The organism is Enterobacter cancerogenus (assembly GCF_019047785.1).
Taxonomy (GTDB): Bacteria; Pseudomonadota; Gammaproteobacteria; order Enterobacterales; family Enterobacteriaceae; genus Enterobacter; species Enterobacter cancerogenus.
The window spans coordinates 1182200-1202858 of sequence record NZ_CP077290.1 but is presented as its reverse complement, the minus strand read 5'-3'; the positions used below and the strand labels follow the sequence as shown (position 1 = coordinate 1202858).

Annotated in this window: 19 protein-coding genes and 1 riboswitch; of the genes, 15 read left to right on the top strand and 4 right to left on the bottom strand. The window is 59.5% G+C overall.

Annotated features, from left to right (window positions below):
* Window positions 1-94 precede the first annotated feature (94 nt).
* Entirely contained in the window at window positions 95-1090 is a 996-nt protein-coding gene (pgl, locus tag I6L58_RS05570) for a 6-phosphogluconolactonase (protein WP_006177240.1), read from the top strand.
* 57 nt (window positions 1091-1147) lie between these two features.
* Here the strand turns inward: pgl and I6L58_RS05565 are convergent, their stop codons facing one another.
* On the bottom strand, window positions 1148-2431 hold the full coding sequence (locus I6L58_RS05565) for a putative acyl-CoA thioester hydrolase (protein WP_006177241.1): 1284 nt from the start codon (window positions 2429-2431) through the stop codon (window positions 1148-1150).
* Window positions 2432-2655: 224 nt separating this feature from the next.
* On the opposite strand from I6L58_RS05565, the gene hutI reads away from it, so the two are divergent.
* The 5 genes from hutI to hutH all read left to right on the top strand — a co-directional run bounded on the left by hutI (window position 2656) and on the right by hutH (window position 8897).
* Window positions 2656-3879, top strand: a complete 1224-nt coding sequence (hutI, locus tag I6L58_RS05560; protein ID WP_088207649.1) for an imidazolonepropionase — start codon at window positions 2656-2658, stop codon at window positions 3877-3879.
* Window positions 3876-4814 carry a formimidoylglutamase gene (gene hutG / locus I6L58_RS05555; protein WP_088207648.1) on the top strand — a complete coding sequence of 313 codons (939 nt, stop codon included), beginning with the start codon at window positions 3876-3878 and terminating at the stop codon, window positions 4812-4814. Before hutI ends, hutG begins: the two co-directional genes overlap by 4 nt.
* Before the next feature lie 17 nt (window positions 4815-4831).
* On the top strand, window positions 4832-5566 hold the full coding sequence (locus I6L58_RS05550) for a histidine utilization repressor (RefSeq protein WP_088207647.1): 735 nt from the start codon (window positions 4832-4834) through the stop codon (window positions 5564-5566).
* Window positions 5567-5691: 125 nt separating this feature from the next.
* Window positions 5692-7380: a urocanate hydratase gene (hutU, locus tag I6L58_RS05545; RefSeq protein ID WP_006177247.1), complete on the top strand. Its 1689-nt coding sequence runs from the start codon at window positions 5692-5694 to the stop codon at window positions 7378-7380.
* Complete coding sequence (gene hutH, locus I6L58_RS05540) at window positions 7377-8897, top strand: histidine ammonia-lyase (RefSeq protein WP_006177248.1); 1521 nt, start codon at window positions 7377-7379, stop codon at window positions 8895-8897. Before hutU ends, hutH begins: the two co-directional genes overlap by 4 nt.
* An 84-nt stretch (window positions 8898-8981) precedes the next feature.
* Here hutH and I6L58_RS05535 read toward each other — a convergent pair whose 3' ends face one another.
* Together I6L58_RS05535 and bioA are read right to left on the bottom strand one after the other, a co-directional pair.
* On the bottom strand, window positions 8982-9458 hold the full coding sequence (locus tag I6L58_RS05535; protein WP_058610573.1) for a kinase inhibitor: 477 nt from the start codon (window positions 9456-9458) through the stop codon (window positions 8982-8984).
* 48 nt (window positions 9459-9506) lie between these two features.
* Window positions 9507-10814, bottom strand: coding sequence for an adenosylmethionine--8-amino-7-oxononanoate transaminase (gene bioA / locus I6L58_RS05530; protein WP_088207646.1), 1308 nt, complete (start codon window positions 10812-10814; stop codon window positions 9507-9509).
* 68 nt (window positions 10815-10882) lie between these two features.
* On the opposite strand from bioA, the gene bioB reads away from it, so the two are divergent.
* From bioB to uvrB, 5 genes are all read left to right on the top strand, one after another.
* Complete coding sequence (gene bioB, locus I6L58_RS05525) at window positions 10883-11923, top strand: biotin synthase BioB (RefSeq protein WP_071599723.1); 1041 nt, start codon at window positions 10883-10885, stop codon at window positions 11921-11923.
* Complete coding sequence (gene bioF / locus I6L58_RS05520; protein WP_088207645.1) at window positions 11920-13077, top strand: 8-amino-7-oxononanoate synthase; 1158 nt, start codon at window positions 11920-11922, stop codon at window positions 13075-13077. The genes bioB and bioF overlap by 4 nt, the downstream gene beginning before the upstream one ends.
* Window positions 13061-13816: a malonyl-ACP O-methyltransferase BioC gene (gene bioC, locus I6L58_RS05515; protein WP_088207644.1), complete on the top strand. Its 756-nt coding sequence runs from the start codon at window positions 13061-13063 to the stop codon at window positions 13814-13816. Before bioF ends, bioC begins: the two co-directional genes overlap by 17 nt.
* On the top strand, window positions 13809-14498 hold the full coding sequence (gene bioD, locus I6L58_RS05510; RefSeq protein ID WP_176399409.1) for a dethiobiotin synthase: 690 nt from the start codon (window positions 13809-13811) through the stop codon (window positions 14496-14498). The genes bioC and bioD overlap by 8 nt, the downstream gene beginning before the upstream one ends.
* A 547-nt stretch (window positions 14499-15045) precedes the next feature.
* The gene (gene uvrB, locus I6L58_RS05505; protein WP_088207642.1) at window positions 15046-17061 is read left to right on the top strand and encodes an excinuclease ABC subunit UvrB; all 2016 of its coding nucleotides are present in this window, start codon (window positions 15046-15048) and stop codon (window positions 17059-17061) included.
* A gap of 86 nt (window positions 17062-17147) precedes the next feature.
* Here the strand turns inward: uvrB and yvcK are convergent, their stop codons facing one another.
* Window positions 17148-18056: a uridine diphosphate-N-acetylglucosamine-binding protein YvcK gene (gene yvcK, locus I6L58_RS05500; RefSeq protein ID WP_058610577.1), complete on the bottom strand. Its 909-nt coding sequence runs from the start codon at window positions 18054-18056 to the stop codon at window positions 17148-17150.
* A gap of 226 nt (window positions 18057-18282) precedes the next feature.
* A riboswitch (molybdenum cofactor riboswitch) is annotated at window positions 18283-18417 on the top strand.
* Between yvcK and moaA the strand changes: the two genes are divergently transcribed.
* The 4 genes from moaA to moaD all read left to right on the top strand — a co-directional run bounded on the left by moaA (window position 18405) and on the right by moaD (window position 20658).
* Complete coding sequence (gene moaA / locus I6L58_RS05495) at window positions 18405-19394, top strand: GTP 3',8-cyclase MoaA (protein WP_042321047.1); 990 nt, start codon at window positions 18405-18407, stop codon at window positions 19392-19394. Its footprint overlaps the riboswitch before it by 13 nt.
* Before the next feature lie 24 nt (window positions 19395-19418).
* The gene (gene moaB / locus I6L58_RS05490; RefSeq protein WP_006177264.1) at window positions 19419-19931 is read left to right on the top strand and encodes a molybdenum cofactor biosynthesis protein B; all 513 of its coding nucleotides are present in this window, start codon (window positions 19419-19421) and stop codon (window positions 19929-19931) included.
* 3 nt (window positions 19932-19934) lie between these two features.
* Window positions 19935-20420 carry a cyclic pyranopterin monophosphate synthase MoaC gene (gene moaC / locus I6L58_RS05485; RefSeq protein WP_088207641.1) on the top strand — a complete coding sequence of 162 codons (486 nt, stop codon included), beginning with the start codon at window positions 19935-19937 and terminating at the stop codon, window positions 20418-20420.
* Window positions 20413-20658 carry a molybdopterin synthase sulfur carrier subunit gene (gene moaD / locus I6L58_RS05480; RefSeq protein ID WP_006177266.1) on the top strand — a complete coding sequence of 82 codons (246 nt, stop codon included), beginning with the start codon at window positions 20413-20415 and terminating at the stop codon, window positions 20656-20658. The genes moaC and moaD overlap by 8 nt, the downstream gene beginning before the upstream one ends.
* The last annotated feature ends 1 nt before the right edge of the window (window position 20659 follow it).

The following is a 20659-nucleotide window of genomic DNA, read 5'->3' as shown; positions in this document are numbered from 1 at the left end:
CACCGAGAGCAGATCGCTGCAAAATTCCGGACTACAATTCAGCATTCGCCGTTAAAAATAATCACTTTCACGCGCAGTGAGGAAAGGAGTATTCATGAAACAAACCGTTTATACCGCCAGTCCTGAAAGTCAGCAGATCCACGTCTGGAGTTTGAATGCCGAAGGTTCGCTCACGTTGGTGCAGGTTGTTGATGTCCCGGGACAGGTCCAGCCGATGGTGGTCAGCCCGGATAAACGTTTTCTCTACGTTGGCGTGCGCCCGGAGTTTCGCGTGCTGGCGTACCGCATTTCGCCAGATGACGGCGCCCTGACCTATACCGCCGAAGCACCGCTGCCGGGAAGCCCTACACACATCTCAACCGATCGCAAAGGCAACTTTATCTTCAGCGGTTCGTATAACGCCGGCTGCGTAAGCGTGACGCGTCTTGAGGACGGCATTCCGGTTGAAACGGTGGACGTGGTGGAAGGGCTCGAAGGTTGCCACTCGGCCAATATCTCCCCGGACAACCGCACCCTGTGGGTACCTGCGCTGAAGCAGGATCGCATCTGCCTGTTTACCCTGAGCGACGATGGTCACCTGGTGGCGCAAACCCCCGCTGAGGTCACCACCGTTGAGGGCGCGGGCCCGCGTCACATGGTCTTCCACCCGAACCAGCAGTATGCGTATGTGGTGAATGAGCTGAACAGCTCCGTGGACGTGTGGGAACTGAGCGATCCGAACGGTCAGATTGAGTGCGTACAGACGCTGGATATGATGCCGTCTGACTTCGCCGATACCCGCTGGGCGGCGGACATACACATCACCCCGGACGGACGCCATCTGTATACCTGCGACCGTACCTCGAGCCTGATCACCGTGTTCAGCGTCTCCGAAGACGGCAGCATCCTTTCTCTTGAAGGCTTCCAGCCAACGGAAACCCAGCCGCGCGGCTTTAATGTCGATCACAGCGGTCGGTTCCTGATTGCCGCAGGGCAGAAATCGCACCATATTGCGGTGTATGAAATCAAAGGCGTGCAGGGACTGCTGGAAGAAAAAGGGCGCTATGCCGTCGGCCAGGGGCCAATGTGGGTGGTCGTTAACGCGCACTGACGGGCATAAAACAAAAAACCTCGCAAATGCGAGGTTTTTTTATGTCTGGAATCAGACTTATTGCTTCGGCTCTGCAACCACTTTGCTACCCAATCCGCGGTTGTTGTATTCCCACATGCGGTTGAAGTTTGCGTCGTTCAGGTTGCGCTGCACGTTGCCTTTATCATCCACGGTACCGGTATTGCCGGAGAAGGGACGTTTAGAGATGGCGGCATCGGCCCAGGGTTTCGCCACGTTGAAACCTTCGCCGATCACGCTGTCGCGGATCACGACCTGGCCGTTGGTGGCCGCGTCGACATCCAGAGAGCGGCCCAGCTGTGCCACACCGTCACCGGAGGCGTTGAAACGGCTGTTTACCGCCAGGAAACCGTAGAACAGGTTGGACTGTGTCGCCGGCGCAAACACGTAGCCTTCCTGCTGGGTACGGGAATTCACCACGCGGAAGTCGGTGTTATCGAAGACCACCGCACCGCGACCGGACACCAGATCCACATCGCCTTCAACGTAGCTATTGGTCACCAGCGTGCGCGTCAGACGGTTATTCTGCAGGGTGTTCTGCACGCCGCTGTTGGTCACGAAGAAGGTGTTCTGACGGCCCAGAATATTCACGTTGTTGATCTGCACCTTGTCGCCATCGCTGCGCAGCGCCACGGCCTGATGGTTGCCCGCATCCACGCTGTCGCCCAGGGTGTTCTGAATGGTCAGGTTTTGCAGCTGCAGACCGTTGTTCTGAGACCAGACAACGGCGGAGCACATCACGCCCACGGTTGCGGTGCGTTTGCTCTGGCAGTTATCAAACATGTACCACGCAGGTTTACCCGGCATGTATTTTCCGGCAGGGTTCACGAGGTGGCGCCAGGTGGTGGTGTCGATTTCAGAATCAATCGCCAGACCAATTTTCACATCAATGGCTTTTTCGCCCAGACCATACAGCGTCACGCTGCCCGGCGCGGCGGGTACGTAAACGGTACCTTCGTATTCACCCGGCATGATCGCGATGTACTGACGCGACGCGCTGTGTTTGGTGATCGCCGCATCGACTGCAGCCTGGATGGAGGTGTGCGTCACGCCCTGCGCACCTGCCGGGCCGACCACGAAATCGGGCTGCTTAGGCAGGTTAATAGAAGACGGAGTCCAGGGGGCGGCATTCGGATCCATTGCCGTGAAGTAGCGCGCCTGGCTGAAGTTTTTCGCTTCATCCGCAGAGAGGATTGGGCGGGAGGCGGTTCCCGGCGCAACCTGCTCAGAAGGCTGTTGGTCCGGTGGTGTTGAACTGCATGCGGATAACGTCACGCCAAATGCGAGTGCCAGCGCCAGACGGGAAATCCTGGAAATGTTCAAGGTAAAGCTCCTGGGTATGCAAGTCTTAACGGGATAGACGAAATAGCCTGCTTTTTTATACTAAGTTGAGCGAAACGGGAAGATAAAAACGGTAAAAGTTGCATTTTTCCGCCGGGCGAGGCGGGTAAGTCGTCACAAATAGATAACATTTTCCTCGAAGTCGGTTGACAGTCGCCGCCAGATGAAAATAAATGTCTATACAACCCATGACAAGCGGAAGCCCCATGCAGCAGATTCATCCTGACGATGTGATTTGGCGTAATGCGCGCCTGGCAACAATGGATCCTGACCATCCCGCCCCCTATGGCCTTACCGACAACAGCGCGCTGGTGGTTCGCGAAGACACGCTCCTGGCGGTCATTCCTGATGAGGATGTTCCTGCCGACCACCCTGGCTGCATCGATCTTGAAGGGCGTCTCGTAACGCCCGGGCTGATCGACTGCCACACCCATCTGGTGTTTGGCGGCGACCGCGCGGCGGAGTGGGAGCAGCGCCTGAACGGCATGGCATACCAGACGATTGCCGCCCAGGGCGGGGGAATAAACGCCACCGTCACGGCCACACGCGGCAGCTCGCAGGAGACCTTACTGCAACTGGCCCAACAGCGCTTGCAGCGTTTGATGCGCGAAGGCGTGACAACTCTTGAAATCAAGTCAGGATATGGACTCAACGCCGACGCCGAAGAGAAGATGCTGCAGGTGGCGCGCCAGCTTGCCCGTGACAATCCGGTTGAGATCGGGTCGACGCTGCTGGCCGCCCACGCGGTACCGGCGGAGTTTCGCGGCGATCCGGACGCTTACCTGACGCTGGTCTGCGAGCACATCATGCCCGACCTGTGGCAAAAAGGGCTGTTCGAAGCGGTGGATGTATTCTGTGAGAACGTCGGGTTTACGCCCGCGCAGACCGAGCGCCTGTTTCAGGCGGCCACGGCGCTGGGCATTCCGGTGAAAGGGCATGTCGAGCAGCTCTCGAATCTCGGCGGTGCGGCGCTGGTCAGCCGCTATCACGGGCTCTCCGCCGATCATATTGAGTATCTGGATGAAGAGGGTGTGCAGGCGATGGCGCACAGCGGCACGGTGGCGGTGCTTCTGCCCGGTGCATTCTATTTTCTCCAGGAGCGCCAGCGCCCGCCGGTTGAACAGCTGCGACAGCAGGGCGTCCCGATGGCCGTCGCGACAGATTACAACCCCGGCACCAGCCCCTTTGCCAGCATGCATCTGGCGATGAATATGGCCTGTGTTCAGTTTGGCCTGACCCCGGAAGAAGCCTGGGCCGGTGTCACCCGTCATGCGGCGCGGGCGCTTGGGCGCGGAGAAACCCACGGGCAGCTTAAAGCCGGTTATGTGGCCGATTTCATCATCTGGGACGCGCGGCATCCGGTGGAGATGGTGTACGAACCGGGGCGCAACCCGCTGTATCAACGCGTATTTCGGGGGAAAGCATCATGACGCTGTGGCAGCCCGCACAAGGGCAGGTCTGGCAGGGGCGCGACGACAGCGCCGAGGCCAGCAACGCAAAACGTATTTTCCAGACCATCGATCTGAGTGAGCCGTTTACGCCGCAGGCGTCAGGTATCGCGTTGATTGGCTTTGAATGCGATGAGGGTGTCAAACGCAACCGCGGCAGGCCCGGGGCGGCGCAGGCTCCTGATGTGCTGCGTGCGGCGCTGGCCAATATGGCCAGCCATGCCGGGCATGAACGCCTTGCGGATGCGGGCAACGTTCAGGTTGCAGGCGAGGCGCTTGAAGCCGCTCAGCAGACGTTAAGCGATGTGGTAACCTTATGCCAGCAATCCGGCATGCGCACGCTGGTGTTCGGCGGTGGACACGAAACCGCGTGGGCGCACGGGCGCGGCGTGCTGGATGCGTTCCCGGACGAGCGCGTGGCGATCGTCAATCTGGACGCGCATCTTGACCTGCGCAACGCCGAGCGCGCCACCTCCGGCACGCCGTTTCGACAGCTTGCAGGCTACTGCGCCGCGCAGTCGCGGGAATTTCAGTACGCCTGTCTGGGGGTAAGCCGTGCGGCAAACACCCAGGCGCTGTGGGATGAGGCGGAACGGCTCAAGGTCACGCTGGTGGAAGATCTCTGTTTTCAGCGCGATGCGTTATCCTCGCTGGAAAAGGTGCTGGCTCAGGCCGATCGGGTCTATCTCACGATTGACCTGGACGTGCTGCCTGCCGCCGAAATGCCCGCCGTCTCGGCGCCCGCGGCGTTAGGGGTCTCCGCGCGGGATCTGATGCCCGTCATCGAACGGATCTGCCGCAGCGGAAAACTGGCGGCGGCGGACCTGGTTGAATTTAACCCGCACTACGATCGCGACGGGCAGGGCGCGCGGCTTGCCGCCCGACTGGCCTGGCAAATTGCTCACTGGTGGGCATAACACTATAAGGAATCACCATGTTTTCACGCTCATCGCAGGAACCACCCAGCCCTCCTGCCCCGTTTTATGAAAAGGTGAAGCAGGCGATCAGCGAAAAAATCGCCACGGGGGTGTGGCAACCGCACGACCGCATTCCGTCCGAGGCCGAGCTGGTGGCGCAGTTTGGCTTTAGCCGGATGACCATCAACCGGGCGCTACGCGAGCTAACCGACGAAGGGCTGCTGGTGCGTCTGCAGGGAGTCGGTACCTTTGTCGCCGAACCCAAAGGGCAGTCCGCCCTGTTTGAAATCCGCAGCATTGCGGACGAAATCGCCGCGCGTAACCACCAGCACCGCTGCGACGTGCTGATACTGGAAGCGACGCAGGCCAGCGCGGAGCAGGCCGTGGAGCTGAACGTTAAGGAAGGTACGCGGATTTTTCACTCGGTGATGGTGCATTACGAAAATGACGTTCCGGTGCAAATCGAGGACCGCTGCGTCAACGCCGAGCGCGTGCCGGAGTACCTGGAGCAGGATTACACCCAAACCACGCCGCATGCCTATCTGTCACGCGTGGCGCCCTTAACCGAGGGAGAGCACATCGTCGAGGCCGTTCGCGCCACGCCGCAGGAGTGCGAGCTGCTGCGGATTAAAGAGCAGGACCCGTGCCTGCTTATCCGGCGTCGCACCTGGTCCTCCTCGCAGATTGTGTCCCAGGCGAAGCTGCTGTTCCCGGGAAATCGCTACCGGCTGCAGGGCCACTTTATGTCATAAGCAAAAAGCGTGATAGCTAACGCAATATAACAAAATTGTATCTTTTTTGTTAAATCCAGCCTTGTGTGAGCTTGTCTATACAAGTATATCTGAATACATCATCTGTCCTGTATGAGGAGCACACAATGTCGTCAGATAAATATCGCCAGCAGGATGTCCGCGCCCCGCGCGGCACCACGCTAACTGCCAAAAGCTGGCTCACCGAAGCCCCGCTGCGCATGTTGATGAATAACCTCGATCCCGAGGTGGCGGAAAATCCCCACGAGCTGGTGGTGTATGGCGGTATTGGCCGCGCCGCGCGTAACTGGGAATGCTATGACGCCATTGTGAATTCCCTGACCCATCTGGAAAGCGACGAAACCCTGCTGGTGCAGTCCGGCAAGCCGGTCGGCGTCTTTAAAACCCATAAAAACGCGCCGCGCGTGCTGATCGCCAACTCCAACCTGGTACCACACTGGGCCACCTGGGAGCACTTTAACGAGCTGGACGCCAGAGGGCTGGCAATGTACGGCCAGATGACGGCGGGAAGCTGGATCTACATCGGCAGCCAGGGAATTGTGCAGGGCACCTACGAAACCTTCGTTGAAGCCGGTCGCCAGCACTATAACGGTTCCCTGAAGGGCCGCTGGGTTCTGACCGCCGGGCTGGGCGGCATGGGCGGCGCGCAGCCGCTGGCTGCAACCCTCGCTGGCGCATGCTCGCTCAATATTGAATGCCAGCAGAGCCGTATCGATTTCCGTCTGCGCACCCGCTACGTGGACGAGCAGGCGAACGATCTGGATGACGCGCTGGCGCGTATCCAAAAATATACCGCCGAGGGGAAAGCGGTTTCGATTGCCTTGTGCGCTAACGCGGCGGATATCCTCCCTGAACTGGTGGCGCGCGGTGTGCGTCCCGATCTGGTCACCGACCAGACCAGCGCGCACGATCCGCTGCACGGCTATCTGCCGAAAGGCTGGCGCTGGGAAGAGTATCAGCAGAAAGCCGAAACCGACCCGGAAGGCACGGCGCTGGCCGCCAAACGCTCGATGGCTGAACACGTCTCTGCCATGCTCGCGTTCAGTGAGCGCGGTATCCCGACCTTCGACTACGGCAACAACATCCGCCAGATGGCTAAAGAGATGGGCGTGGCAAACGCCTTTGACTTCCCGGGCTTTGTCCCTGCCTATATCCGCCCGCTGTTCTGTCGCGGCATCGGGCCGTTCCGCTGGGTGGCACTCTCCGGGGACCCGGAAGACATCTATAAAACCGATGCCAAAGTGAAAGCGATCGTGGCCGACGATGAACATCTGCATCGCTGGCTGGACATGGCGCGCGAGCGTATCAACTTCCAGGGCCTGCCGGCGCGCATCTGCTGGGTGGGGCTGGAATGGCGGCAAAAACTCGGTCTGGCGTTCAATGAAATGGTGCGCAGTGGGGAAGTCTCCGCGCCGATTGTCATTGGTCGTGACCATCTGGATTCTGGCTCTGTTGCCAGCCCAAACCGGGAAACCGAAGCCATGCGCGACGGGTCCGATGCGGTCTCCGACTGGCCGCTGCTCAACGCCTTACTGAATACCGCCAGCGGCGCCACCTGGGTCTCTTTACACCACGGCGGCGGCGTGGGGATGGGCTTCTCCCAGCACTCGGGCATGGTCATCGTCTGTGACGGAACGGATGAAGCCGCCGCGCGTATCGCGCGCGTCCTGCACAACGACCCGGCAACCGGCGTGATGCGTCACGCGGATGCGGGTTACGAGATTGCGATTGACTGTGCCAGAGAGCAGGGGCTCAACCTGCCGATGGTCCCTGCCACACAAGGAAAGCATCAATGAACGCCTTAACACTCACTCCTGGCTCGCTGACGCTGAAGCAGCTGCGTCACGTCTGGCGTCAGCCGGTGACCCTTTCGCTTGATGAAAATGCCCACGCGGCAATTAACGACAGCGTGGCCTGCGTCGAGGCCATTGTGGCCGAAGGGCGCACCGCCTACGGTATCAATACCGGTTTTGGCCTGCTGGCCCAGACCCGTATCGCAACGCATGACCTTGAAAATTTACAGCGCTCGCTGGTGCTTTCCCATGCGGCAGGCGTCGGCCAGCCGCTGGACGATAATATTGTCCGCCTGATGATGGTGCTCAAAATCAACAGCCTGGCACGCGGGTTTTCCGGCATTCGTCTGAGCGTGATCCAGGCCCTGATGGCGCTGGTGAATGCCAATGTTTATCCGTGGATCCCGGCGAAAGGCTCGGTTGGCGCCTCCGGCGATCTCGCCCCGCTGGCGCATATGTCGCTGCTGCTGCTGGGCGAAGGGAAGGCGCGCTGGCAGGGGGAGTGGCTTCCCGCCAAAGAGGCGCTGCAAAAAGCCGGATTAACGCCGATTACGCTGGCGGCCAAAGAGGGGCTGGCGCTGCTCAACGGCACGCAGGCCTCCACGGCCTTTGCGCTGCGCGGCCTGTTTGAAGCGGAAGACCTTTTCGCCTCTGCGGTGGTCTGCGGCGCGCTGACCACCGAAGCGGTGCTCGGCTCTCGTCGTCCGTTTGATGCGCGTATTCATGACGTGCGCGGACAGCGCGGGCAGATTGATGCGGCGGCGATGTACCGCCATCTGCTGACCGACTCCAGCGACATCGCGGAATCTCACCACAACTGCGACAAGGTGCAAGACCCGTACTCGCTGCGCTGCCAGCCGCAGGTGATGGGCGCCTGCCTGACGCAGCTGCGCCAGGCGGCAGAGGTGCTGCTGGTCGAAGCCAACGCCGTGTCGGATAACCCGCTGGTGTTTGCCGAAGAAAACGAGGTGATTTCCGGCGGCAACTTCCATGCCGAACCCGTGGCGATGGCGGCAGATAATATTGCGCTGGCGATTGCCGAAATCGGTGCCCTCTCCGAACGGCGTGTTGCGCTGATGATGGACAAACACATGTCCCAGCTGCCGCCGTTCCTGGTGCGTAACGGCGGGGTAAACTCGGGCTTTATGATCGCCCAGGTCACCGCCGCCGCGCTGGCAAGCGAGAATAAAGCGCTGTCGCATCCGCACAGCGTGGACAGCCTGCCAACATCAGCCAATCAGGAAGACCATGTTTCGATGGCCCCCGCCGCCGGACGCCGCCTGTGGGAGATGGCGTCCAACACCCGCGGCGTGCTGGCGGTTGAGTGGCTGGCGGCATGTCAGGGGATCGATCTGCGCGAAGGGCTGAAATCCAGCCCGCTGCTGGAGCAGGCGCGGCACGAATTACGCGAACATGTCACGCATTACGACGACGATCGCTTCTTTGCGCCGGACATTGATAAGGCGATGGCGCTGCTGGAAGAGGGCAGGCTGGTGGGGCTGGTGCCTTCGGTGTTGTGATTTTTTGCCCGGTGGCGCTGCGCTTACCGGGCCTACATCTGTGCCACGTAGGCCGGGTAAGGCGTAGCCGCCACCCGGCTTTTTTTACGAATACATCGCCGTGATCGACGCACTGCCCAGCGTATGGAAATGCACGTTAAAGCCCACCATCGCACCGCTCGCACCTTCATCCACCTCAATGCGATCCACGTCGAGGGCATGCACCGTAAAGATGTAGCGATGCGTCTCCCCTTTTGGCGGAGCCGCGCCGCCGTAACCCGCTTTGCCAAAGTCTGTGCGCGTCTGAATAGCGCCCTCTGGCAGGGCGACCAGATCAGAGCCGGAACCTTGCGGCAGCACGCGGGTTTCTGCAGGCAGGTTAGCCACAATCCAGTGCCACCAGCCGGAGCCGGTTGGGGCGTCCGGGTCGTAGCAGGTGACGACAAAGCTTTTGGTTCCCGCAGGCACATCATCCCAGGCCAGATGCGGGGAGATATTATCCCCCTGATAGCCCATGCCGTTGAAAACGTGACGTTCCGGCAGTTTCTCGCCGTCGCGCAAATCTTTACTGATGATTTTCATACGGTTTACCCTCGTTAATCACTCGTTCACGAAGTGTAACCTATAGGGTTAAATCGTGAAATGCGCGTGAATGTTAACAGCGGTAACGACCGCGGTAGTTAATTTACGTAGCTGATCCTGGGTAATGATATACGGCGGCATCAGGTAGATCAGCTTGCCGAACGGTCGTACCCAGACGCCGTGCTCAACGAAGAAGCGCTGTAGCACCGCCATGTTCACCGGGTGCGTGGTTTCAATCACACCAATCGCCCCGATCACCCGCACGTCGGCGACGAACTCTGAATCCGAAGCGATGTGCAGTTCCTGTTTGAGCTGCGCCTCGATTGCCGCCACCTGCGTTTGCCACTCGCCGCTCTCCAGCATCGCGAGGCTTTCGCTTGCCACCGCACAGGCCAGTGGATTGCCCATAAACGTGGGGCCGTGCATAAAGCATCCCGCTTCGCCATCGCTGATGGTGTCCGCGACGTGGCGGGTGGCAAGCGTCGCGGACAGCGTCATGGTCCCGCCGGTTAAGGCTTTGCCCAGGCACAGAATGTCCGGCGTGATCCCCGCGTGGTCACAGGCGAACAGTTTGCCGGTGCGACCAAAGCCGGTGGCAATTTCATCCGCGATCAGCAGAATGCCCTCGCGATCGCACATCTTACGAATGCGCTTGAGCCACTCCGGGTGATAGATGCGCATTCCGCCCGCGCCCTGAACAATCGGCTCCAGAATAACCGCGGCGATCTCATGGCGGTGCGCTGCCATCAGACGCGCAAAACCCACTATGTCCGCCTCGTCCCACTCACCGTCGAAACGACTCTGCGGCGCGGGGGCAAACAGGTTTTCCGGCAGGTATCCCTTCCACAGACTGTGCATGGAGTTATCCGGATCGCAGACCGACATCGCCCCAAAGGTATCGCCGTGATAGCCGTTACGGAAGGTCAGGAAGCGCTGGCGCGGCTCGCCCTTCGCATGCCAGTACTGCAACGCCATCTTCATCGCCACCTCTACGGACACGGAGCCGGTATCGGCGAGGAAAACGCACTCCAGCGCGTCGGGGGTCATCGCCACCAGACGACGGCAGACATCCACCGCCGGCTGATGGGTAATGCCGCCAAACATGACGTGCGACATGCGGTCAATCTGCGTTTTCATCGCCGCGTTCAGGCGCGGATGGTTATACCCATGGATCGTCGCCCACCAGGAGGACATACCGTCGACCAGCACGTCGCCGCTGGCGAGATGCAGCTCGCATCCGTGAGCAGACGCAACCGGGTAAACGGGCAGGGGGCGGGTCGTGGAGGTGTAAGGGTGCCAGATATGCAGCTTGTCGAAGTCGAGATCGTCCTGGGTCATAATTGACTTGTAAACCATTTTGAAAAGAATTAGGTTTACAAGTATAAACCGAACCCACAATTAACAAAACCCTTTGGAGACGCTAAATGGCTCACCATCCACGCTGGACGATGTCGCAAGTCACTGAGTTATTCAACAAACCCTTCCTGGAGCTGATGTTCGAAGCGCAGCAGGTACACCGTCAACACTTTGACCCACGCCATGTGCAGGTCAGCACGCTGCTGTCGATCAAGACCGGCGCATGCCCGGAAGACTGCAAATATTGCCCGCAGAGCGCCCGCTACAAAACCGGTCTCGAAACCGAGCGTCTGATGGAGGTAGAGCAGGTGCTCGACTCGGCGCGTAAGGCCAAAAATGCAGGCTCCACCCGCTTCTGCATGGGCGCGGCATGGAAGAACCCGCACGACCGCGATATGCCCTATCTGGAGCAGATGGTGAAAGGGGTGAAGGAGATGGGGCTGGAAGCCTGTATGACGCTGGGCACGCTGAACGACGAGCAGGCACAGCGCCTGTCTGCGGCCGGGCTGGACTACTACAACCACAACCTCGACACCTCGCCGGAGTTTTATGGCAACATCATCACCACGCGCACCTATCAGGAGCGACTGGATACCCTGGACAAGGTGCGTGATGCGGGCATCAAAGTGTGCTCGGGCGGGATCGTGGGGCTGGGCGAGACGGTGAAAGATCGTGCCGGCCTGCTGCTCCAGCTTGCTAACCTGCCGACACCGCCGGAAAGCGTGCCGATCAACATGCTGGTGAAGGTGAAAGGGACGCCGCTGGCGGATAACGACGACGTGGACGCCTTTGATTTTATTCGCACCATCGCCGTTGCGCGCATCATGATGCCGACCTCGTACGTGCGCCTCTCGGCGGGACGCGAGCAGATGAACGAGCAGACGCAGGCGATGTGCTTTATGGCCGGCGCCAACTCCATTTTCTACGGCTGCAAGCTGCTGACCACGCCAAACCCGGAAGAGGACAAAGACGTCCAGCTGTTCCGCAAACTCGGCCTGAGATCGCATCAGACCGAGGTGCTGACGGGGGATAACGAACAGCAGCAGATGCTGGAGCGGCAGATTTTCAACGCCGACACGGAACAGTTTTACAACGCGGCCTCAGTATGACCTGGCAGGCACGTATCCAGTCCGCGCTCGACGAGCGTCGGGCGGCGGAGGCGTTGCGCGTGCGCTGCGTGGTGGAGAACGGCGCAGGCCGTTTTCTCACGCGTGATAACCAACGCTTTTGCAATTTTTCCAGCAATGATTATCTCGGCCTCAGCCAGCACCCACACGTCATCCGCGCGTGGCAACGCGGGGCGGAGCGATACGGTGTGGGCAGCGGCGGTTCGGGCCACGTCAGCGGCTACACCACGGCGCATCAGACGCTGGAAGCGGAGCTGGCCGACTGGCTGGGCTACCCGCGTGCGCTGCTGTTTATCTCTGGCTTTGCCGCGAATCAGGCGGTGATTGCGGCAATGACGGGCAAAGAGGATCGGATTGTCGCCGACCGCCTAAGCCACGCCTCGCTGCTGGAGGCGGCGGGGTTAAGCCCGGCGCAGTTGCGACGCTTTACGCATAACGACGTCGGGCACCTCCACGCCCTGCTTCAGAAACCTTGCGCCGGCCAGCAGCTGGTGGTCACGGAAGGGGTGTTTAGCATGGACGGTGACAGCGCACCGCTGCGCGCCCTGCATGACGCGGCCCGGAAGCATAACGCCTGGCTACTGGTCGACGATGCCCACGGCATCGCGGTAATGGGCGATGAGGGGCGCGGAAGCGCATATCAACAGCGCGTCAGGCCGGAACTGCTGATCGTGACGTTTGGCAAAGGCTTCGGCGTGAGCGGGGCGGCGGTGCTGTGCAGCGATCCGGTGGCGGATTATTTCTTACAGTTTGCCCGGCACCTGATCTACAGCACCAGCATGCCTCCGGCACAGGCCGTGGCGTTATCGGCATCGCTGTCGGTGATCCGGTGCGCGGAAGGGGCGGAGCGCAGGCAGCGTCTGGCTGAACATATTGCGCGTTTTCGCCGGGGTTTAGGCTCGCTTCCCTACAGGATAGCCGAGTCTCAAAGCGCCATTCAGCCGGTGATCGTGGGGGAAAACAGCCGGGCGCTGAGCCTGGCGCAGACGCTGCGCGATCGCGGAATGTGGGTCACCGCCATTCGGCCTCCCACCGTTCCGCCGGGCACCGCGCGGTTGCGCTTAACCCTCACGGCGGCCCACGAGTCGCAGGATATCGACGCACTGCTGGAGGCGCTCGATGACGCCAGTCAATAAGCAGGCCATCGCCGCCGCGTTTGGCCGGGCGGCGCAAAGCTACTCGCAGCACGACGAACTGCAGCGCCAGAGCGCACAAGGGCTGCTGGCCGCGCTGGGAGGCGGTCAATTTGCGCAGGTCCTGGATGCGGGATGCGGGCCGGGCGCGAACAGCCGCTACTGGCGGCAGTCGGGAAGCACGGTGACAGCGCTCGATCTTTCGGAGCAGATGCTCAACGAGGCGCGCCAGCAGCAGTCGGCTGACCGCTATCTGGTTGCCGATATTGAAGCCATCGCGCTGCCTGACGGGCAATTCGACCTGGTCTGGAGCCATCTGGCGGTGCAGTGGTGTAGCAGCCTGCCGCACGCGCTGGGGGAGCTTTATCGCGTGGCGAAACCAGGCGGCAAGGTGGCGTTTACCACCCTGCTCGACAGTTCTCTGCCGGAGCTTAATCAGGCCTGGAAAGCCGTGGACGATCGTCCGCACGCTAACCGCTTCCTGTCGCACGACGAGGTGCTGAGGGCGCTGGCAGGCTGGCGTTACCGAAGCAGGGTACAAACGGTCACGTTGGACTTCCGCGATGCCCTCAGCGCCATGCGCTCACTCAAGGGCATTGGCGCAACGCACCTGCACGCCGGGCGCGAGCAAAAACCGCTCACGCGCGGTCAGTTGCAGCGCCTGGGGCTGGCGTGGCCACAGCAGCGGGGCGCGTTCCCGCTCTCTTATCAACTTTTTCATGGGATTATCGAACGTGACTGAACGCTATTTTGTGACCGGTACGGATACGGAAGTGGGCAAAACGGTTGCCAGCGCGGCACTGCTGCAGGCTGCCCGTCGGCTGGGAAAAAAGACCGCGGGGTTTAAGCCTGTGGCCTCCGGCAGCGAGATGACGCCGGAAGGCCTGCGTAACACCGACGCGCTGGCGCTCCAGCGTAACAGCAGTATCGACCTGGCCTATGCGGCGGTGAATCCCTATACCTTCGCGGAGCCAACCTCACCGCACATCATCAGCGCGGACGAGGGGCGTCCGATTGCGTTTGACGTACTCTCGGCCGGGCTGCGTGCCCTGGAAGAACAGGCGGACTGGGTGCTGGTGGAAGGGGCGGGCGGCTGGTTTACGCCACTCTCAGAGCAGCAAACTTTTGCCGACTGGGTTGAGGCTGAGCGGTTGCCGGTAATTCTGGTGGTCGGCGTTAAGCTTGGCTGTATCAACCACGCGGTGTTGACCGCGCAGGCCGTGCAGCAGGCAGGCCTGCGTCTGGCTGGCTGGATCGCGAACGATGTGGTCGCACCGGGCAAACGTCATCCGGAGTATCTGGCAACGCTTAAGCGAATGCTGCCCGCGCCGCTTCTGGGGGAGATCCCGTGGCTCAGCGGCAACGCAGAAAATGCTGAAACCGGGAAATACCTTGACCTTAGCGCATTGCAGAAATGTGATTAAGATCTCGCCAGTCCATAAGGATAAACCTCGCGCTTGCGCGTCAAAAAAGGGTGATAAAATTTTTTTGCAGCCGCTTCGTGGGAAAAACCGGGACGTTGCCGAGCGGCGGTCTGTATGGGCTGCACGCAGTTATCCACTATTCCTGTGGATAACCTTGTGTATGAGAGTTAGAAAACACGCGATAAGCGAGAGAATACGCGGCTTAAGCCTGAATTGATGCGAAACGCGGCTTTCGGAAATATCCTCTGTTAATCAACTTGTTAGATAAAAGCAATTGCCGTCACTAAACTGTCATCCACTGCCATAAAACTTTCATTACGTAGCTTGACAAATGTTAAAAAAGGAAAATTTTTGGGGATAACCGCGAACGCTGGTGTTTTATCTCGTCCCTGTCGAAATTTCGACCGGGTTTACGCTCATCATCCGGCTGCTATGCTAAATATCCTGACATGCTACTGGTTTTTCATCCAGTGTTTTTTACTGGCAATCCTGGCAACAAGGAGTAAAATTACACGTCTGCCGCTAAATCCGTCATCAGGTCGTTGCCATGAGTAAACCGTTCAAATTGAATTCCGCTTTCCGTCCATCGGGGGATCAGCCTGAGGCGATTCGCCGCCTGGAAGAGGGGCTGGAAGATGGGCTTGCACACCAGACGCTGCTGGGGGTGACCGGCTCGGGTAAAACCTTTACCGTCGCCAACGTGATTGCCGACCTGCAGCGCCCAACCATGGTGCTGGCACCCAACAAAACCCTCGCGGCACAGCTTTACGGCGAGATGAAAGAGTTCTTCCCGGAAAACGCGGTGGAGTATTTCGTCTCTTACTACGATTACTACCAGCCGGAAGCCTACGTTCCCAGCTCTGACACCTTTATCGAAAAAGATGCCTCAGTGAACGAACACATCGAACAGATGCGTCTGTCGGCCACCAAAGCGCTGCTTGAGCGGCGTGATGTGGTGGTGGTCGCGTCGGTCTCGGCCATCTACGGCCTGGGCGACCCGGATCTGTACCTGAAGATGATGCTTCACCTCACGGTGGGGATGATTATCGACCAGCGTGCGATCCTGCGCCGCCTGGCAGAGCTGCAGTACACCCGCAACGACCAGGCTTTCCAGCGCGGCACGTTCCGCGTGCGCGGCGAGGTAATTGATATCTTCCCGGCGGAATCGGACGACATGGCCCTGCGCGTGGAGCTGTTCGACGAAGAGGTTGAGCGGCTGTCGCTGTTCGACCCGCTGACGGGGCACATTGAATCAGTAATCCAGCGCTTTACCGTCTACCCTAAAACGCACTACGTCACGCCGCGCGAGCGTATCGTGCAGGCGATGGAAGATATCAAGGTCGAGCTGGCAGACCGCCGTAAGGTGCTGCTGGCGAACAATAAGCTGCTCGAAGAGCAGCGTTTAAGCCAGCGAACCCAGTTTGACCTGGAGATGATGAACGAGCTGGGCTACTGCTCAGGCATCGAAAACTACTCGCGCTACCTCTCCGGGCGCGGGCCGGGCGAAGCACCGCCGACGCTGTTTGACTATCTTCCTGCGGATGGCCTGCTGGTGATCGACGAATCCCACGTCACCATCCCGCAAATCGGCGGGATGTATCGCGGCGACCGCGCGCGTAAAGAGACGCTGGTGGAGTATGGCTTCCGCCTACCGTCGGCGCTGGATAACCGCCCGATGAAGTTTGAAGAGTTTGAGGCCCTCGCGCCGCAAACCATCTACGTGTCGGCAACGCCGGGCAACTACGAGCTGGAAAAATCCGGCGAGGATGTGGTTGATCAGGTGGTGCGTCCGACCGGGCTGCTCGACCCGATTATCGAGGTGCGTCCTGTCGCCACCCAGGTGGACGATCTGCTCTCGGAGATCCGTATCCGCTCCGCTATTAACGAGCGCGTACTGGTCACCACGCTGACCAAACGTATGGCCGAAGACCTGACCGAATATCTGGAAGAGCACGGCGAGAAGGTGCGGTATCTGCACTCGGACATCGATACCGTTGAGCGTATGGAGATCATCCGCGACCTGCGCCTTGGCGAGTTTGACGTGCTGGTGGGGATCAACCTTCTGCGAGAAGGCCTGGACATGCCAGAGGTGTCGCTGGTTGCGATCCTCGACGCCGACAAAGAGGGCTTCCTGCGTTCTGAACGTTCACTCATTCAGACCATTGGCCGTGCCGCCCGTAACGTTAACGGTAAGGCCATCCTGTACGGCGATAAGATCACCCCGTCAATGGCGAAAGCGATTGGCGAAACGGAACGTCGCCGCGAGAAGCAGCAGCGCTACAACGAAGAGCACGGCATCACGCCTCAGGGTCTGAACAAGAAAGTGGTGGATATTCTGGCGCTGGGTCAGAACATTGCGAAGACCAAAACCAAAGGGCGCGGGAAAGCCCGTCCAGTGGTGGAAGAGGATACCGTCGCGCTGACGCCGAAAGCGTTGCAGCAGAAGATCCACGAGCTGGAAGGGCAGATGATGCAGCACGCGCAGAATCTGGAGTTCGAGGAGGCCGCGCAAATCCGCGACCAGCTGCATCAGCTGAGGGATCTGTTCATCGCGGCATCGTAAGTGGTTTTTGCCCGGTGACACTGCGCTTACCGGGCCTACTTTTTCCCTCTCCCGGTGGGTGAGGGCATCAGGCCGCAAAAACGTACCTAACCTAACGCCTGAATCGCCTTTTCCAGCGCGTCGCGCAGCAGGTGGCGGTCGTGGCGATATTTGATATCGCTCGCCTCCAGCGGCTCCTGCACCACCACGCGATCGCCAATGCCGGAGACATCCACTTTTGGCCCCACCACCACGCCGTCGATGATTTTCTTGCCGACGTACTGCTCCATCAGATCCAGTTTGTCCCCCAGCGACAGGCTCGCTGCCGCCGGACTGAGTTCGCGGCCTAAGTTACCGATATACACCATCGGTGCGGGCGTTCTGCGCAGCGCCTGGGCCAGCTCCTTCACCAGTAACAGCGGCATCAGGCTGGTGTAAAAACTGCCGGGGCCAATCAGGATAAGATCCGCTTCGCCAATCGCCTCGACGGCTTCCCGCGTGGCCGGCACGCTGGGGTAGGTCATGAGCTCTTTTGGCGGCAGCAGAAGCTGGTCGATATTTACTTCGCCATACACTTCATGTCCTTCAGCATCGATCGCCATTAAATCGACCGGTTGCTCTGACATGGGGATCAGAAACGCATCCACTTTCAGCAGATTACGAATCAAATTGATCGCTTCGAGAGGGCGCACGCTCAGGTGGTCCAGCGCCTTTAACATCAGGTTTCCGAGGTTATGCCCCGAAAGCTCGCCATTTCCACCAAAACGGTACTCAAACATGGCGGACGCCACGCTGGGTTCGGTGATTAACTGATTCAGACAGTTGCGCATATCGCCCCAGGCAATCCCGCCTTCCGCACGGCGGATCCGTCCCGTCGAGCCTCCGTTATCCGTCGTTGTCACTATCCCTGTCAGCCGCGAGCCGAGTGAGGATAATGAGGACATGACCCTGCCCAGGCCGTGGCCTCCGCCCAGAGCGACCACCCGGTCAAGATCGGCAAAAGTGCGATTGCGCATTTATTTTCCTTATGAGGTTCTGACCGCGTAACAGTAACCCAACTACCTCGAAAAGACGATTGCTGACCCGATGCATAATGACGTAAATCAATGCGAAATTGCGGTTTTTAGGTATTCTGTCGTTAAAATGCACGATCGTGACGTTATGTAGAGAATTATATAGCGAAAAGCGAGAATGGCGAAGTGGTGATTTACGCGCTACTATCGCCTTAACCACGTTTTCAAATTTGAAAACATACACTCTAGCCTTAGCGCCTGTGTCGAACAGATATGGCGCTCTGGCCGTGGCGGATTGCCACCAGGGTACAGAAAGAAATGACTGTGCCTCCCGTATCTGGAAAGGTGTACATGGCTTCACAACTTACTGATGCTTTCGCGCGTAAGTTTTTCTACTTACGTCTGTCGATTACCGATGTGTGCAACTTCCGTTGCACCTACTGTCTGCCTGACGGCTACAAGCCGGGCAGCGTCACCAATAACGGTTTTCTCTCCGTCGATGAAGTGCGTCGCGTTACGCGCGCGTTCTCAGAACTCGGTACTGAAAAAGTCCGTCTGACCGGCGGTGAGCCTTCTCTGCGTCGCGATTTCCCCGACATTATTGCCGCCGTGCGCGAAAATGAGCGCATCCGGCAAATTGCCGTGACCACTAACGGCTACCGTATGGCCCGTGACGTGGCGGCCTGGCGCGATGCGGGCCTGACGGCGATTAACGTCAGCGTGGACAGCCTCGACGCGCGCCAGTTTCACGCCATCACCGGACAGGACAAGTTCCGTCAGGTTATGGACGGCATTGACGCGGCGTTTGCAGCCGGTTTCGATAAAGTCAAAGTCAACACGGTTCTGATGCGTGATGTGAACCATCACCAGCTGGACACCTTCCTGGCGTGGATCAAACCGCGCCGCATTCAACTGCGTTTTATTGAGCTGATGGAAACCGGCGAAGGCAGCGAACTGTTCCGCCGCCATCATATTTCCGGCATGGTGCTGCGCGACGCGCTGCTGCGACGCGGCTGGATCCACCAGATCCGCCAGCGCAGCGATGGCCCGGCGCAGGTCTTTTGTCACCCCGATTACGAAGGGGAAATAGGGCTTATCATGCCGTATGAAAAAGACTTCTGCGCCAGCTGCAACCGCCTGCGCGTCTCGTCCATCGGCAAACTGCATTTGTGCCTGTTCGGCGACGGCGGTGTGGATCTGCGCGATCTGCTGGAGAACGATGCTCAGCAGGAGGCGCTTGAAGCGCGTATTTCCGAGGCGCTGACGCACAAAAAGCAGACCCACTTCCTGCATCAGGGCAACACCGGTATTACTCAGAACCTGTCCTACATTGGCGGGTAATCAGCTTTAAGAAGGAACCAGAAGATGAGTCAGGTAAGCGCAGAATTTATCCCGACACGCATTGCCATTCTTACCGTTTCCGAGCGCCGTGGCGAAGAGGACGACACCTCCGGCCACTGGCTGCGCGACGCGGCGCACGACGCCGGGCACCAGATCGTGGATAAAGCCATTGTGAAAGAGAACCGCTACGCCATTCGCGCGCAGGTGTCACAGTGGATCGCCAGCGATGAAGTGCAGGTGGTGCTGATTACCGGCGGCACCGGTTTCACCGCGGGCGACCAGGCCCCGGAAGCGTTGCTGCCGCTGTTTGACCGCGAAGTAGAAGGATTTGGTGAAGTGTTCCGTATGCTCTCGTTTGAAGAGATTGGCACCTCCACGCTGCAGTCCCGCGCCGTGGCGGGGATCGCCAATAAGACGCTGATTTTCGCCATGCCAGGCTCGACCAAAGCCTGCCGTACCGCGTGGGAGAACATCATCGCGCCACAGCTTGATGCCCGTACCCGTCCGTGTAATTTCCATCCTCATTTGAAGAAATAAGCTATGTCGCAACTGACCCACATTAACGCCGCTGGCGAAGCGCATATGGTCGACGTCTCTGCCAAAGCGGAAACGGTGCGCGAAGCGCGTGCCGAAGCCTTTGTCACCATGCTGCCAGACACCCTGGCAATGATCATTGACGGTAGCCACCACAAGGGCGACGTCTTTGCCACCGCCCGCATTGCCGGTATTCAGGCGGCAAAACGCACCTGGGAGTTAATCCCGCTCTGCCACCCGCTGATGCTCAGCAAGGTTGAAGTCAATCTGCAGGCGCAGCCGGAACACAGCCGCGTGCGCATTGAGTCGCTTTGTCGCTTAACCGGTAAAACCGGCGTGGAGATGGAAGCGTTGACGGCGGCCTCCGTTGCGGCGTTGACCATCTACGACATGTGCAAGGCCGTGCAGAAAGATATGGTTATTGGCCCGGTTCGCCTGCTGGCGAAAAGCGGCGGCAAATCCGGTGATTTTAAGGTGGACAGCCATGATTAAGGTGCTCTTTTTTGCGCAGGTTCGTGAGCTGGTTGATACCGACAGTCTGACGCTTGATACCCCCTTTGAAAACGTAGCCGCGCTGCGCGCGCACCTTGCGGCACAGGGCGATCGCTGGGCGCTGGCGCTGGACGAAGGCAAGCTGCTGGCCGCCGTTAACCAGACGCTGGTTGAGTTTAGCCATCCGCTGACGGCGGGTGATGAAGTGGCGTTCTTCCCGCCCGTCACGGGGGGCTGAT

Bases quoted from the DNA above. Each gene is read 5' to 3' on its own strand.
- uvrB (WP_088207642.1), top strand. From the start codon at position 15,046: ATGAGTAAACCGTTCAAATTGAATTCCGCTTTCCGTCCATCGGGGGAT.
- moaA (WP_042321047.1), top strand. From the start codon at position 18,405: ATGGCTTCACAACTTACTGATGCTTTCGCGCGTAAGTTTTTCTACTTA.
- hutI (WP_088207649.1), top strand. From the start codon at position 2,656: ATGCAGCAGATTCATCCTGACGATGTGATTTGGCGTAATGCGCGCCTG.
- bioF (WP_088207645.1), top strand. From the start codon at position 11,920: ATGACCTGGCAGGCACGTATCCAGTCCGCGCTCGACGAGCGTCGGGCG.
- yvcK (WP_058610577.1), bottom strand. From the start codon at position 18,056: ATGCGCAATCGCACTTTTGCCGATCTTGACCGGGTGGTCGCTCTGGGC.
- pgl (WP_006177240.1), top strand. From the start codon at position 95: ATGAAACAAACCGTTTATACCGCCAGTCCTGAAAGTCAGCAGATCCAC.
- I6L58_RS05535 (WP_058610573.1), bottom strand. From the start codon at position 9,458: ATGAAAATCATCAGTAAAGATTTGCGCGACGGCGAGAAACTGCCGGAA.
- I6L58_RS05550 (WP_088207647.1), top strand. From the start codon at position 4,832: ATGTTTTCACGCTCATCGCAGGAACCACCCAGCCCTCCTGCCCCGTTT.
- hutH (WP_006177248.1), top strand. From the start codon at position 7,377: ATGAACGCCTTAACACTCACTCCTGGCTCGCTGACGCTGAAGCAGCTG.
- hutG (WP_088207648.1), top strand. From the start codon at position 3,876: ATGACGCTGTGGCAGCCCGCACAAGGGCAGGTCTGGCAGGGGCGCGAC.
- moaD (WP_006177266.1), top strand. From the start codon at position 20,413: ATGATTAAGGTGCTCTTTTTTGCGCAGGTTCGTGAGCTGGTTGATACC.
- hutU (WP_006177247.1), top strand. From the start codon at position 5,692: ATGTCGTCAGATAAATATCGCCAGCAGGATGTCCGCGCCCCGCGCGGC.
- moaB (WP_006177264.1), top strand. From the start codon at position 19,419: ATGAGTCAGGTAAGCGCAGAATTTATCCCGACACGCATTGCCATTCTT.
- moaC (WP_088207641.1), top strand. From the start codon at position 19,935: ATGTCGCAACTGACCCACATTAACGCCGCTGGCGAAGCGCATATGGTC.
- bioC (WP_088207644.1), top strand. From the start codon at position 13,061: ATGACGCCAGTCAATAAGCAGGCCATCGCCGCCGCGTTTGGCCGGGCG.
- bioB (WP_071599723.1), top strand. From the start codon at position 10,883: ATGGCTCACCATCCACGCTGGACGATGTCGCAAGTCACTGAGTTATTC.
- bioA (WP_088207646.1), bottom strand. From the start codon at position 10,814: ATGGTTTACAAGTCAATTATGACCCAGGACGATCTCGACTTCGACAAG.